Origin of the sequence: Thermococcus cleftensis, assembly GCF_000265525.1 — an archaeon.
GTDB classification, from domain to species: domain Archaea; phylum Methanobacteriota_B; class Thermococci; order Thermococcales; family Thermococcaceae; genus Thermococcus; species Thermococcus cleftensis.
In genome coordinates this window covers 922,013-935,569 of record NC_018015.1, presented here as the reverse complement: position 1 = coordinate 935,569, position 13,557 = coordinate 922,013, and the positions used below count along the sequence as shown (strand labels likewise).

The window sequence follows — 13,557 nt, the reverse complement described above, 5'->3', positions numbered from 1 at the left end:
TTTTCCTTTAATCTCACATGGTGAGAAAGTATCATGTGATGAGATAAAACCTTAAGAGTCCTTCTTGCGCCCCGTGTTCTGGTGAGGTTCCGTGCGCAGGATTGGGCTGGTGTTCCTCGTGGTTTCACTGCTCGTGGTCTCCGTGTTCTCCGCGGGGTGCATTGGAGGTGGGCAGACTTCGCTCACTCCAACCGTCACGGGCAGCGGCGTCGCTGATAGCGATGGTGATGGAATACCCGACTCGGAGGAGGGTAAATACGGGACGAACCCCAACAATAAGGACACCGACGGGGACGGTCTCAGCGATGGGTTTGAACTGGAACACGGCATTGATCCGACACTCAAGGACACTGACGACGATGGTCTCAGCGATGGTTTCGAAGTGAACGTCTACAACACCTCTCCCCGTATGAAAGACACCGACGGAGACGGCCTGAGTGATGGATCCGAAGTCCATACTTACGGCAGCAATCCCCTGTCGAAGGACACTGACGGCGATGGCATCGGGGACGGTGACGAGGTTCTTCGGTATGGGACAGATCCCCTGAGTGCAGACTCCGACGGCGATGGCCTGAGTGATCCCAGCGAGCTTTCAAACTACACCACCAGCCCCCTCTCGGCCGATACCGACGGAGATGGATTGGGTGACTACGGGGAAATTTTCACATATCACACCGACCCGCTCAGGCAGGACAGCGATGATGACGGACTTGACGATTACTCGGAGCTTGCCTACGGAACGAACCCGTGGGAGGAGGACTCCGACAACGATACCCTTCTTGACGGTTACGAGGCCCAGCACGGCCTCGACCCCATCAGCCCCGACACCGATGAGGATTACCTGTCCGACGGCTATGAGGTTGAAATCGGGACCGATCCCGCTCTGGACTGGAGATACGGGCTCGATGAGGAAACTCTCAAGGCAGGTCTCAGCAGGATTATGAGGCAGCAAATCTCCGGTATAGCCAGGAACCTCTCCAGCGGCTCGGTTCTTGACCGGGCGTGGGCAATCCTTGAGTGGATAAACGCTACAATAACCTACAACCATACCAAGGCCGAGTTCGTTGAGGAAAGCGTGGTCCGGTGGGAGAGCCTGAACGAAACCGAAAAGTGGCTGTACCTCAACCTCACCCGCGTCCAGGCCATCAACGACACGGCTTACCGCCTGAAAAGCGGAATCTGCACCGATTATGCCCTCCTGACGTCGGGCCTCCTCCTCGAGGCCAACGTTAGTCCAGTCTACGTTCTGAGCATCGACTACTGGAACAGGAGCACCGGGCACGCGACGGTTGCCATCAAGGTCAACGGCACCTACCTCGTCCTCGACCAGCGACTTCCGCCAGTTCCCCTCGGAAACTACTACTGGTACTCGATATACACGGGCATGGGCGAGATAGAGAACGTGACCGTTTACAGGGTTTCGCTCGATGAGCGTGGCGAGGTCGTGGTTAGAAACTGGACCTGGAGGGCCGAGCGCCTCAAGGCAATGGCCAGAGCACCTGGAGAGGGGGACATCGGGAGCCTTGGGACCCTCGTCGAGAAACTGCTCGTTGAGAAGTACCCAGGGTACACGAAAGATGAGAGGTTGAGGGACCTCGCGGAGAAGGACTTCGGGGCCCTGCTGGCCACCGGCGACTACGCCAACGGCTACCTTCCGGGTGGTTTCGAGAAGGGCTGGGTGCTCTCCTCGCGCCACCCCCTCATTGGGTTCTACTACACCTCCCTGATGGCCGGGAAGCTCGTCCGCTACCTATGGCCTGGGCCTGATTTCGATGGGGGCGAGTGGCGTGAAATCCTGAGTCAGTGCGATCACTACTACCTAAAAATCGGAAAATACGGGGAAATAACGGTTAGAGACCACACGGGGGATTCATTTGAGGTTCCGGAGTTGCTTTTGGTCATGGAGGTTGCGGGCTGAAACTATTCCATTTCCTCTATTTTGTTCTTCCAGTTCCCCGGTTTCCTGAAGTCCTTCTCCGTGAAAAGGCCCTCCTTCTTAAGTATCCCCCTAGCGGCGAGCAATCCGGTGGCGGCCGCGTTCACTATGTCCCTGCTCAGCCCAGCACCATCTCCAGCGGCGAAAATCCCCTCTATGCTCGTCTCCAGGTTCTCATCGACCTCGACCCTCATTGCGTAGTACTTGATCTCCGGGGCGTAGAGAAGGGTGTGGTCGCTCGCAACGCCCGGAAGAACGCGGTCGAGCTTCTCTAGACCTTCGATGATGTTGGTCACGACGCGATGCGGTAGCGCCATCGCTATGTCTCCAGGGGTAACGTTCCTGAGCGTCGGCTCGACGTCGCTTCTCTTTATGCGCGCCCAGGTGCTCCTCCTGCCCCTCCTAAGGTCCCCGAGGCGCTGGATTAGGGGCTTGCCCCCTCCTATCGTCGTTGCCAGCTGGGCTATGCTCTTCCCGTAGGCCGTTGTATCTTCCACCGGCTCCGTCAGCTCAATCCTGCTGAGGAAGGCGAAGTTGGTGTTGTTGCTCTTCTTCTCGTGCATGGAGTGGCCGTTCACCCCGACGTAGCCGTCGTAGCGCTCCTCAACGACGAAGCCGTTCGGGTTGGTGCAGAAGGTCCTCACGAAGTCGTCGTAGGTGTCTGTGTAGATGTGGAACTTGGGGTCGTGGTTTATGCTCGTTATCGGCTCCATCACTATGGCGGGAACCTCGACGCGGACGCCAACGTCAATCGGCCCGTGCCTGGCTTTGAGCCCTATTTTTTGAGCTACCTCGTGGAACCAGTCCGCCCCTCCGCGGCCGGGGGCGACGATGATGTAGCGAGCTTTAATCTCGAAGACGTCCTTTCCACGTTTCACCTTCACCCAGCCCTTCCCGAATTCCAGCGCCTTCGTCCAGAGGAGGAACTCGACGCCTTTGCCCTCGAGGTGCCTCTTTATGTCCGCTATCACCTCGGGCGTCCTGTCCGAGCCAATGTGTCTCTGGATTATCGGAATGAACTTGACCCCCGCCTGTGCCGCCCTCTGCTCCCAGTACTTCACCTGCTCCTGCTTCCCCTTGAAGAGGTTCCTCGGGGCTTTGTGCCTCAGGAAGATCCGGTCAACCTCCCAGACGAGCTGCCAGGCGTAGTTCTCGTCGTTGGTGAGCTCGCTTAAATCGCCTCCAATGTCCGGGCGGAGGTTTATAGTGCCGTCGCTTAAGCCGCCTGCCCCGCCGACACCGCTCATTATGTGGCAGGGCCTGCACTCGATGCAGTAGCCGAGCTCGAACATCGGACAGACGCGCTGGTTCACGTCACCGCCCTCGTCTATTACGAGAACCTTCAGGTCGCTCTTTTCGGCGAGCTCGTAGGCCGCGAAGAGGCCGGCCGGCCCGGCCCCGATAATTACGACGTCGTAGGCCTTTCCGCTTTCGTTTCCAGAAACCATATTTCCCTTGCCGAGTTCTATGGCTCCCGCCTTAAAAAGTTTTTGGCAAATTTTTGGTTAATTCTTCCGAATTAAGTTCCCAAAATAGACATAAATAGCTCAAAATATTCCCGAAACATTTAAACACTTTTGGGTATTAGGGTTTCCAGTGGGGTGCATGGAACTCGTGGACACTGTGGAAAGCGTCAAGGCCACAAAGGCCAAGAAGATACGGATAATCCACAGCAAGAGACGGCTCCTCCAGCTCCAGCGCAAGGAGGAGCTCAGCCACAACATTAGATACGTCTCCAAGGTCCCGGTGAGGCTGGTCATGGACAGGGACTACCTCGTCGTCCACCCCCACGATTCCCTCGCGACCCTCATCGAGAGCATGGGCGAGGAGGAAAGCTCCGCCATCGTCGTTGATTCCGAGGGAAAGCTCGTCGGATTCGTCACGATGAAGGACATACTCCACCTCTTCGACGTTCCCCGGAGGCACTCCATAGTGGGCTTCGGCCTGCTGAAGAGGTACTCCGTCACTAGGGCGACGAGGGTTGAGGACATAATGGTCACCAGGCCCATAACGGTTGGAATCGACGACGACCTTGGACAAGCGATAAGAATAATGATTGAGACCGGAAAGCATCACCTTCCCGTCGTCGATGAGGACAACAGGGTTCACGGTCTGCTGGAGGTTAAGGACATAATACGCCTCATACGCCTCGTCTCCCTTTAACGACTAAAATCGGGTGTTACCATGGACGTCTTCCTGGAGCTCGCGGTAATCCTGGTAACGGCCAAGCTGATGGGCTACCTGAGCTCAAGACTCGGCTTCCCCGCGGCCCTGGGTCAGATAATAGGCGGGATAATCCTCGGCCCCTCTCTTCTCGACTTCGTGGCCTACGGTGAGGGTGTTCGGCTCATCTCCGAGCTGGGGGTAATAATGCTCCTCTTCCTTGCCGGCCTTGAAACGGACGTGGAGGAGTTCAGGCGCGTTGGCTTGCCCGCCTTCCTCATAGCCTCCCTCGGCGTTGCCCTTCCCTTCATCTTCGGCTACGCCGTCGCCCTCAGGTGGGGCTATCCCAACATGGAGGCCCTCTTCCTCGGTGGCGTCATGACGGCCACGAGCGTCAGCTTGACCGCGAGCGTCCTCATGGAGATGAAGAGGCTGAGAACCCGCGTTGGCGCGGCGATTCTAGCTGCCGCGGTCGTGGACGACGTCCTGGGCATAATAATCCTCACCATTCTCGTGGCCATGAACACCAAGGGGACCGTCTCCCCCGGGGACATAGGTGTGCTCCTCGTCGAGATAGCTGCCTTCTTCCTGCTGAGCTACCTGCTCGGTAGGGGCGTGGTCAAGAGGGTCCTCCGGGGTTCCCACAGGATAAACCTCCCCGAGACCGTCACGACGGTTTCCATAGTCGTCATGCTGATATTCGCCTACCTGGCGGAGTACTTCCAGATAGCGGCAATAACCGGGGCCTACCTGGCGGGCATACTCGTTGCCGGGAGCGAGGACGCCAAGAAGATAACCGACAAGATAGTCACGATAGGCTACGCCTTCTTCATTCCGGTCTTCCTGGTCGGCGTCGGCGCCGAGACCGATGCCCACGTGGTCCTCGCTGCAGGTGCCTTCGCGCTGGTCTACTCACTCCTCGCCATCGTCGGAAAGGTCGTCGGGTGCGGCGTCGGGGCCCTCCTTTCGAAGTTTAACCTCCGTGAGTCCCTCCAGATAGGCGTTGGAATGATCCCGAGAATGGAGGTTGGTCTTATAATGGCCAACATCGGCCTTTCCGAAGGAATCCTGACGAACGAGAGCTTTTCCATAGCCATAGCGATGGTCATGGCGACGACCCTTGTGACCCCTCCACTGCTGAAGCTCGTGTTTTCAAGGGGTTGAGCTCGGCCAACCGAGTGCTCATCACGCCTCAGCCAGTGCCGGTCTCGTCATCGCTCGAAGTACACTTTCGGGCATAGGTTTATAAAACCCTCACCGCAGTGGCGGACATGAGCGAGTGGCTTTCGATACTCAGTTCGGCGCTCTTCATGCTCATCATGATAGACCCGAGCGACAAGATACTCCTGGTCAGCCTCCTCCGGGAGGACTTTCACATAGAGGACATAAGGACCCTCATCGTGAGGGCGAACCTCATCGGCTTTCTGCTCCTCTTCCTGTTCGCGGTTTCCGGCCAGATAATCCTCCAGGAGATATTCCACATAGACATCAACGCCCTGCGCGTGGCAGGGGGTTTCGTGCTCTTCAAGATAGGCCTTGAGGCCCTGGAGAGCGGTGGAATGCTGACGCTCAAGAGGGAGAAGAATATACTCGCCCTGGCGGCCGTTCCCGTTGCGACACCCCTCATAGCCGGGCCCGCAGCCATAACCACCGCGATAACCCTCACCGCGGAGAAGGGCCTCTACCACGCGACCGCGGCAATCTTCATCGCCATACTCCTGACGGCCCTCGTGATGTTCGTGACTCTTTACGTCATCAAGAACGTCAGCAAGACCACCCTCGGCGTCTTCATAAGGATAATCGGTATGTTCACGATGGCTATCGGAGCGCAGATGATGGTGCAGGGTGTCGTCGGAATATACCTGCTCATGACATCCGCTGGATAAACGTCAAAGTTTCATGGGCTAACCTTTTAACCCCTTCCGCTTTTCCCAGGGAAAGGAGGGTTGAGAATGAAAGTTCGGCTGGAGAAAGTTAAGGGAACGCGAGACCTTTTGCCCGAGGAGATGGCCAAAAGGAGGTGGGTCTTCGAGAGGATAAGGGAGGTTTTCGAGCGCTATAACTTTCATGAAGTCCTCACGCCGACCTTTGAATACACCACCCTCTTCCAGCTGAGGAGCGGCGAGGAGGTGGTGGAGCAGCTCTACGCCTTCGACGACAAGGGCGGGCGGAACCTCTCGCTTAGGCCGGATATGACGTCAAGCGTAGCCAGGCTCTACGTGAACTCCTTCCAGACCGCCCCAAAGCCCATCAAGTGGTACTACATCGCCAACATGTTCAGGTATGAAGAACCCCAGAGCGGCCGCTACAGGGAGTTCTGGCAGGCGGGGGTTGAGCTGATAGGGAGCGATAGAGTTGAGGCCGACGCGGAGGTCATAGCCCTCTTCGTCGAGAGCTACCTGGCGACCGGCTTGGAGGACTTCACGGTGAACATAGGCGACCGCGTTCTGCTCGATGAGTTTGCCAAGATGCTCGGCGTTAAAGACGACATCGGCCTGATGAGGCTCATAGACAAGAAGGACAAGATGAGCAGGGAGGAATTCGTTAAAGCTTTGAGGGACTTCGGGCTGAGTGATGACGGGGTTGAGAAGGTTCTTCGGCTCATAGAGATTAAGGGCAAACCCGACGAGGTTCTCCCCCTTGCGGAGGGACTCTTCACGAGCGATGCAGCCAAGACGGAGATAGCAAGGCTCTACGAGCTTGTTGACCTTCTCGACGCCTACGGAGTCTCCAAGTGGATAAGGATAGACCTCGGCATCGCGAGGGGCTTTGACTACTACACCAGCATAGTCTTCGAGGCCATAGCGCCCAACGACCTCGGAATCGGCTCAATAGGCGGTGGCGGAAGGTACGACAACCTCATTGAAGTTTTTGGGGGCAAGCCAACTCCAGCGACGGGCTTTGCCATAGGGATAGAGCGCCTCATCCCAATACTCGAGTGGAAGGGCCTCATCCCGGAGCCGAAGCTCAGGCCCGATGTTTACGTGATTCCAATCGGGAAAGAACCGGATCTCAAAAAGGCCGCGATTGAGGTCGTCTCCGCCCTGAGAAGGGCTGGAATCAAGGCGGACATCGAGCTGACGGGAAGGAAGCTGAGGAAGGCTTTGGACTACGCGGGAAGGCTCGGCGTCCCCTACGTGATTCTCGTCGGAAAGAAGGACCTCGCGGAGGGAAGGGTCACGGTAAGGGACATGGAGGGCGGCGAGCAGAGGGTTGTGGAAAAGGAAGAGGTCGTGGAGGTCATCGCTGGGATACTGGGGCTTTAGCTTCACTTTGGCCTTTTCAATCATTTCCTGGCCTCCGTTCATTGCCGTTTTTTGCAAGGCGTCCAACTGCCATCGCCAGTAATTTTTTGATGTTCTTCCATGTGACGTACCTGCATTTACGTGCATTTTCATAACCCGCCACCCAGAGGGCTGGTACTGTTACAAACACGAAATGTCTCCCGTTACTTTTAAATTATGATCGTATTCATTGTAGATTGTTAGTCGGCAAGTGAGAGTTGCTTCATAGTCTCAACACTGAAGACGCAACAGTCAGAACCGTGTAGGCGTTAAACACGAGTTCAAATATTCTTTTGTCGAAATCAGGGAGAGTGAAGAAAAACAGACTCGTTCCAAGGTCCACAGTAATCGAGAGCACAATGCTGTGGGTTGCGACGTATACCGCGATCCCCGGAAAAACGCCAAACAGGAGGATAAGGGCTATCAAGGCTATGGAATCTTTTAAGTTAGTTTTTGTGGGATTCTCCCTGCTGGATAAAAACTCTTCAAGTTTGCCCTGAATATCCAAGAACGAGTAGTATCCAACGGCAGTGAGATAGAACACTAAGATAAACACCAACAGCCCCCAAAATCTGGATTCGGATTTCAAAAGTACTTCTCCCGCTATGTAGAAGGAAAGCAATAATGCTAGGGAATCACGGACACCTCTAATTGTCTCCCCAATGTATATGAACCTCCCATAAACAAGGGAAAGGAAAATCAAAAGGAAAACCAGTGTTCCATCGCTTACCATATTCACACCTCCTACTAATTGCCGGTTTCTGACTTTTCTTTTATCATTTTGTCCATGAGGTCTCGGATCTCTTAAATTCCGTGAAAATAACATAGATTGTGTATACTGCTGCTAGGACAAGGGTGTGAATGCCGTATATTACGTGGTACCACCCGGCGATGAGCAGGGGTGGAATGGCCGTTATTAAAAGTGTCTTCGCCGGGTGTTCCTTCAGCTTCAAGTCCTCCGCCACTTCATTCAGGAAAGTGAGCACGCTGTCGATCTTAAAAAGCGGCAGGAACAGCCACAATAACCACAGGATTGCAGCGAAGCCACCTAGAGATTCCATTCCTGCTATTACCGCCGCCACAGACAGCCATGAAGGCATAAAGACCTTTGTCTCAAATTTAAATTCAACGTCTTCAAACCACGGCAGGACTAAAACAGCCGCTGTCAAATACAAGTTCAGCTGGAGCAGGGGGTAAGCCGTCTCGGAATAGTTATCCCCCGTGGAAAACAGGAAAATTAAAGAGAGAATCCCGATTAGTGTCGGGACGTACCGGATTACTTCTCTCATTCCATCACCCTCCTACGACGTTGTTATTGTCCAATCCGGTGTCCGGATTTGGCCCAAATAACCAGTCGTGGATATCGGCCCCTATGAGGAGGATTGAGAGTAGTCCTCCGACTCTTTTTGCGGTCTTTGTGGCTAGTTTCCCACTCCCTTTGAGGAATATGTAGGTTGCTGCGACATATTTTCCAGCGTCGATATCGTCTTTGATGTCATTGTAAAAGTTCTTGACTTCGTCTATAATCCCCCTATCCTTGACCATTACTAGGTCTTCTGCGATTACATTGTTTTCGAAGATGAACTTGACCTTGTACGTGTAACCGGCAAGCCTATCCTTGTAAGAGCTGAATACCCTGTCAACAGGATCCCATGGACGCTCTCCGAAATAATAGTTCGCAAAGTCATCATCGAGTCTAATTTCCACCTGAATCGTACTGGTTGGGGTTAATGTTGGCCCTTTAACCATTTTCACGCTTGATAAATCCACATCCCATACTTTTTTTGTGCCAAACCACACCTCCTTGAGTGTAAGTGACTGTAAGGTGATGTGTGGATTCCATGATGCCACGCAAGTAACTTTTTCCCCAGGGTATACCTCACGGGTGCAATCCAAGTATGACGACGCCATTTTTCCCTTCACTTCAACCCTCACTTCGCTCCAGTACTCTTCTCCCTCCCCATTTGGTTCGCCATCGTGATTGTCGAGGAATACTTTGATCGTGTGAGTACCTACGCCAGCAAAGTTGTATCTAAGTTTTAAGATTTGGTCTCCATTAGCACTTGCGGGAATCTTGGCTTCAATGTTTTTAATCACGTCTCCATCGACTTCAATAAATCCTTTGACTGGAATTAGTGATCCATCGTAATTCCAGGCCTTCACTTGCAAATACACTTCTCCTCCACCCTCAAGCTCAGTCGGGTAAGCGAGCAACTTAATGTTGAATAGTCCTCCGATATTGATGGTGTGGTCCTTTTCGTCATCTGGGTTATCCGGATTGCTTAGTGTTATTGCGTCTGCGATGTACTCTGAATTGGAAGTAGTACTATCCCTCGACCAGACTCTTACCGTTACTTTGTGCTCGCCCAGAGGAATGCTACTGGGGACGTACCAAGTGAGCGTTACCGTGGTGCTGGATCCCGCCTTAACAGACGTTTCAACCGTCTGAACCGGGGGAAGTTCGTTGTCTATTATCAGCTCCACTCTTGCCTCCCTATCATTGTGGTGGGTGCTATCAAGCTGTACCTTAAAGCTGACGGTATTTCCTCTGCGAGCCGTTGATGGCCAGTCCAATGGGGTGATTTTGATTCTTGGAGATTCTCCATCTGGGCGAGGTTTGACTTCTATGGTACCATTGAACTTTTTGTAGTACTGTCCTACCTTAAAGTAGCCCTCATACTTGTAAGTTCCCTGCTTGGGATAAGTGATGCTTCCAACGTACACGGTCGAGTCGTCGAATCCCTGAAGCGAAAGAGAGCCGGTGAACTCTTTAAATTTACTTTCCATGATGTTTTCAGAAACTATGTATGGCACTTCGACTTTCAAGTAATAACTACCTGTGATGCTGAAGGGATTGTGATTGCTAACTTTTATTTTAAACTGGACGGGATCATTCTCCTTGATATCTCCACTCTGGGGGGTTGTCATGACTTCAACGTCTATGTTCTTTGTGGGGTCGTATTGAAGCTTTATCGTTGAGGAGTACTCCTCAACGGCTTGGAGTGTTGAATAGGTTGGGGGAGTATCATCTGGATTTAAGCTGCTTTCTGAGTTGGTGTGATATTCCGTGATGAACTGATAAGTCACCTTAATCTTTCCGCTGACTTCCACTTCGTAATCCCCATAAACTCTTCCGCTGACCGTGCTCTCGACTGTAATGGTTTCCCCGTTGTCGATAGCTCCGATGTCTTTGGAGTACTTAAGTTCCGTTCCTTCGATCTCTACCGTTACGTTTGTGGCGCTTGCCCCACTAACCGTGATGTCCATGGAGACTTTGTACGTTGCGTAATCCTCTGAAACCTCCACAGGGATAACCATTACGTTGTTAATTTTAAGTGACCTTGTGGTGTCAGGATTTAGAGCAGTTAGAATTCTGGAGCCCTCCTTGAAAGTTTCAGAGTTGCTTTCTGATGGCGTTATTTCGATGCTTTGGGAATTGAGTATGTTACTTGAATCCATTGCCGGTTTTTTGACCGGGTCAGTTATTCCTCCGTATTTCTCCCCGGGGTTTATTATGGGCAGGGTTATATTCTCGATGCTGTCCTGCGGTACGGTTACAATGTCACTACTGTTACCGCTTTTCACGGGGTATACACCCAAGGAGCTTTTCAGCCTCTCGATTTTATCGTTCAGTCTCCACTGCACTTCTGGGTTATTGTTTCCTAGTTCCTTGGCCGTCAGCAGTGCTTCGATATTGCTCGCCAGTTCGTATGCCGCGGTAGCGTTTGGCCAGTAGTAGACCCCGTAACTACTGTTGTCCGCGGAATTGTAAACCCTGAAAACTACTCCCCCGTTTTTCAGCCACCACATGACATAAACGTCCCTTCTCAACTCTATTAACTGCCAGAGGTCGCCGTGTTCCTTCAGTTCCGTAAGGGTTTCCTTGTTGAGAGTCTTCCCCACAATCATATCGTACATTTTGTCCCTCAGCTTTTCTGCTGCCGATTTCATTTTGCTATAATTCCCCTCACTGTGCCCCAGGTAAAGGTCAAGCCATTCGTCGGCTAAAACCGGGTTTATTAATAGGTTCCCCAGGTTCATATTAATCTCCTGGGGATTGGTCCATTTCCATTTTTCTAGTGTCCAGGTTTCGTACTCGTTGTACTTGAAGGCAACATCAATGAAGGCCATTGAGAATTCTTCGAGAAAGGCCGTCATGTTGAAGTCCTCGTTAATACCATCAGCGTTCTTGACAATGTACTCTTCCAAAGCTTGAATCTGCTCGTCAGTCCAGCCTTGAGCCTTCAAAGCTTCTACCGTCTCCTGGGGGAGGCCATTCCGGCTGATGTTCTGAGCCATTTCCCTTAACTCTTCGGCAGTGTAGTACGTCTTTACACCAGAAGCCTTCAGCTCCTCCAAAGCCTGCCAGATTAAGGCCGAAATGTTCGCAGCATTCTCCGCACCAAGGCGAGAGTTTTGAATCAACTCTCTGGCGAGGGTGGTGTTCCCGGTAGCGTTGAACTGAACCACGAGTTCGGCTTCCCTGTTGAGTATCTCCCAGAATTTCTCGTACGGGTCGTTCCGAGTTTCGAGGCTGGTGGCTTGGGCTGTACTTCCCGCCGCCGTCACCATCGACCCCAGCAGGAGGATTACCAACAGTACTCCTACCGCCTTCCTCATCGAGATTTCACCGCAGTACTAACTAAAGTTAGAACCTAAAAGATTTTTCTATCCACATTTTGCACACCACTAAAAATAGTACGCAAAAAACGGAAAACTTCAACTGTGGGGAGCGTGAAGCATCGTTGTTTAAATCGTTTTAGAGGAATAAAGAGTTTGGGAAACAGCAAAAACCTATCTCTTCAACTCAACCCTGAACTCCTTCGCTTTTCTCTTCATTCTCCACGCCTCAAGTCTCCGCACGAAGGGGCAGCGGGAGCGCCAGTGCAGGTAGGCCTTCTTCAGCCTCTCCAGCATTTTTACCACCTAGTACCCCCTTCTAATTTCCCCGAAGTACTCCAAGAGCGTCTCCGCTATTTCCTGGGACTCGATCCTAACGCTGACCTCGTGGTTCCAGTCCAGCGCGGCCTCGCTCCAGTTGTGACTTCCAATGTAAACCACCCTGCCGTCTATCACCACCATCTTGGTGTGGAGGGTTATCGAAGGTGAATCAAAGACCACATCGACCCCGTTGGAGCGGAGATAGTCGTAGGCGGCTCTGTTGTCCTCGATGCCGTTTTCGAGTATCACGTAAACGTTCACTCCCCTTCTTCTCGCCTCCACCAGCGCCCTTATCAGGTCGTTGGCGTGGTCATAGCTGTCGGTGGGGTCGTACTTCATCAGGAACATCGTGACGTAAATGCTCTCCCGCGCACTGCGGAGGCTTTCGATGACGCTCCTGTAATACGCGTCGTCCACCAGCAGTTCTACTGGGGGAGATTCTTCCGCGGTGTTTGGCTTCTCCAGCAGGCAGTCGCGGTACTTCTCGCGGAGTTCATCTAAGCTCTCACTCGTCCTGTTCAGCGTCGCGTTCAAAAGCCTCAGGTTCTCCAGGCAGGCTGTTAGGTTTTTCCTTAGCTCCGTTTCGGCACCCTGGTTTACGATGTACTCCGTCTCAGTTACGGTGACGGTTTTCGTGATGGTCTCGGTTCTCTCCACCGGTACAGTCTTTTCGGTGGTGGCGGTTCCGACCGTTGAGGTGCTTCCAAGACAGCCTGCCACCGCGAGCATCGCTGCCACCAATATGGCTATGAAGCACGTTTTCGGTCGCATGAAGGGTTCTCAAGGGGCCCCCTTAAAGCTTTAGCGGGTGAAACCTTTTAACGTCCCCTTCTTACCTTTGGTGATTGGGATGATGAGTCTGGAGCCCCCTGATCGGTGAGGAGGTTTCGCGGGGCTGACCACGATGATAAAGGAACGCCTCTGTCGGGAGTACCTGGAGGAAATTGACCGGCTGGAGCGCTCGCTCCGGGAGCTGGAGGAGGAGCTGATAGAGCTAAGAATGCAACTGAACCTTAAGGTGGACGAGGCCAACCGTCTGGCGATAGAGAACGCGAGTTTGAGGCACAGGGTTGAGATGATGGAGCGACGCGAGAAACGGCTGGTCGAATTTCTCCGGAAGTTGAAGATTCCCCTGATATACATCGACGAGGAGCGGTTCGAGGACGTTGATGTCGACCTTGGCCCCGATTCAAAAGACTGAGGAAAACCTTAATAGCCCAACTTCCTTTTCTA

The 13,557-nt window shown here is 53.1% G+C and carries 12 protein-coding genes; 6 read left to right on the top strand and 6 right to left on the bottom strand.

The features are described from left to right. Positions 1-91: 91 nt before the first annotated feature. Positions 92-1,918 carry a transglutaminase-like domain-containing protein gene (locus CL1_RS10825; RefSeq protein WP_052304113.1) on the top strand — a complete coding sequence of 609 codons (1,827 nt, stop codon included), beginning with the start codon at positions 92-94 and terminating at the stop codon, positions 1,916-1,918. Positions 1,919-1,920: 2 nt separating this feature from the next. Here CL1_RS10825 and CL1_RS05015 read toward each other — a convergent pair whose 3' ends face one another. Next, complete coding sequence (locus CL1_RS05015) at positions 1,921-3,384, bottom strand: NAD(P)/FAD-dependent oxidoreductase (protein WP_014788805.1); 1,464 nt, start codon at positions 3,382-3,384, stop codon at positions 1,921-1,923. A gap of 157 nt (positions 3,385-3,541) precedes the next feature. Here CL1_RS05015 and CL1_RS05010 point away from each other — a divergent pair, with 157 nt between their 5' ends. The 4 genes from CL1_RS05010 (at position 3,542) to hisS (ending at position 7,365) form a co-directional block, all read left to right on the top strand. Further along, positions 3,542-4,099: a CBS domain-containing protein gene (locus tag CL1_RS05010; RefSeq protein WP_014788804.1), complete on the top strand. Its 558-nt coding sequence runs from the start codon at positions 3,542-3,544 to the stop codon at positions 4,097-4,099. Positions 4,100-4,120: 21 nt separating this feature from the next. Beyond that, a complete protein-coding gene (locus tag CL1_RS05005; RefSeq protein WP_014788803.1) occupies positions 4,121-5,263 on the top strand; it encodes a cation:proton antiporter in 1,143 nt (380 codons plus the stop codon). A gap of 107 nt (positions 5,264-5,370) precedes the next feature. Beyond that, positions 5,371-5,985: a MarC family protein gene (locus CL1_RS05000; RefSeq protein WP_014788802.1), complete on the top strand. Its 615-nt coding sequence runs from the start codon at positions 5,371-5,373 to the stop codon at positions 5,983-5,985. A gap of 66 nt (positions 5,986-6,051) precedes the next feature. Continuing rightward, complete coding sequence (gene hisS / locus CL1_RS04995; RefSeq protein WP_014788801.1) at positions 6,052-7,365, top strand: histidine--tRNA ligase; 1,314 nt, start codon at positions 6,052-6,054, stop codon at positions 7,363-7,365. A 241-nt stretch (positions 7,366-7,606) separates the two neighbouring features. On the opposite strand, the gene CL1_RS04990 is transcribed toward hisS, so the two are convergent. The 5 genes from CL1_RS04990 to CL1_RS04975 form a co-directional block, all read right to left on the bottom strand. Beyond that, positions 7,607-8,116: a hypothetical protein gene (locus tag CL1_RS04990; RefSeq protein ID WP_014788800.1), complete on the bottom strand. Its 510-nt coding sequence runs from the start codon at positions 8,114-8,116 to the stop codon at positions 7,607-7,609. Between the two features lie 43 nt (positions 8,117-8,159). Then, positions 8,160-8,672, bottom strand: a complete 513-nt coding sequence (locus CL1_RS04985) for a hypothetical protein (RefSeq protein ID WP_014788799.1) — start codon at positions 8,670-8,672, stop codon at positions 8,160-8,162. A gap of 4 nt (positions 8,673-8,676) precedes the next feature. Continuing rightward, on the bottom strand, positions 8,677-12,003 hold the full coding sequence (locus tag CL1_RS04980) for a hypothetical protein (protein ID WP_148267283.1): 3,327 nt from the start codon (positions 12,001-12,003) through the stop codon (positions 8,677-8,679). 174 nt (positions 12,004-12,177) lie between these two features. Then, entirely contained in the window at positions 12,178-12,309 is a 132-nt protein-coding gene (locus tag CL1_RS10890; protein WP_257719863.1) for a hypothetical protein, read from the bottom strand. Continuing rightward, a complete protein-coding gene (locus tag CL1_RS04975; protein ID WP_237266284.1) occupies positions 12,310-13,095 on the bottom strand; it encodes a phospholipase D-like domain-containing protein in 786 nt (261 codons plus the stop codon). A 133-nt stretch (positions 13,096-13,228) separates the two neighbouring features. Here CL1_RS04975 and CL1_RS04970 point away from each other — a divergent pair, with 133 nt between their 5' ends. Then, positions 13,229-13,525, top strand: coding sequence for a hypothetical protein (locus CL1_RS04970; RefSeq protein ID WP_014788796.1), 297 nt, complete (start codon positions 13,229-13,231; stop codon positions 13,523-13,525). Positions 13,526-13,557: the final 32 nt, after the last annotated feature.

Coding starts and splice junctions, on each gene's coding strand:
- CL1_RS04975 (WP_237266284.1), bottom strand. CDS start 13,095: ATGCGACCGAAAACGTGCTTCATAGCCATATTGGTGGCAGCGATGCTC.
- CL1_RS04970 (WP_014788796.1), top strand. CDS start 13,229: ATGATAAAGGAACGCCTCTGTCGGGAGTACCTGGAGGAAATTGACCGG.
- CL1_RS05010 (WP_014788804.1), top strand. CDS start 3,542: ATGGAACTCGTGGACACTGTGGAAAGCGTCAAGGCCACAAAGGCCAAG.
- CL1_RS05015 (WP_014788805.1), bottom strand. CDS start 3,384: ATGGTTTCTGGAAACGAAAGCGGAAAGGCCTACGACGTCGTAATTATC.
- CL1_RS05005 (WP_014788803.1), top strand. CDS start 4,121: ATGGACGTCTTCCTGGAGCTCGCGGTAATCCTGGTAACGGCCAAGCTG.
- hisS (WP_014788801.1), top strand. CDS start 6,052: ATGAAAGTTCGGCTGGAGAAAGTTAAGGGAACGCGAGACCTTTTGCCC.
- CL1_RS04985 (WP_014788799.1), bottom strand. CDS start 8,672: ATGAGAGAAGTAATCCGGTACGTCCCGACACTAATCGGGATTCTCTCT.
- CL1_RS04990 (WP_014788800.1), bottom strand. CDS start 8,116: ATGGTAAGCGATGGAACACTGGTTTTCCTTTTGATTTTCCTTTCCCTT.
- CL1_RS04980 (WP_148267283.1), bottom strand. CDS start 12,003: ATGAGGAAGGCGGTAGGAGTACTGTTGGTAATCCTCCTGCTGGGGTCG.
- CL1_RS05000 (WP_014788802.1), top strand. CDS start 5,371: ATGAGCGAGTGGCTTTCGATACTCAGTTCGGCGCTCTTCATGCTCATC.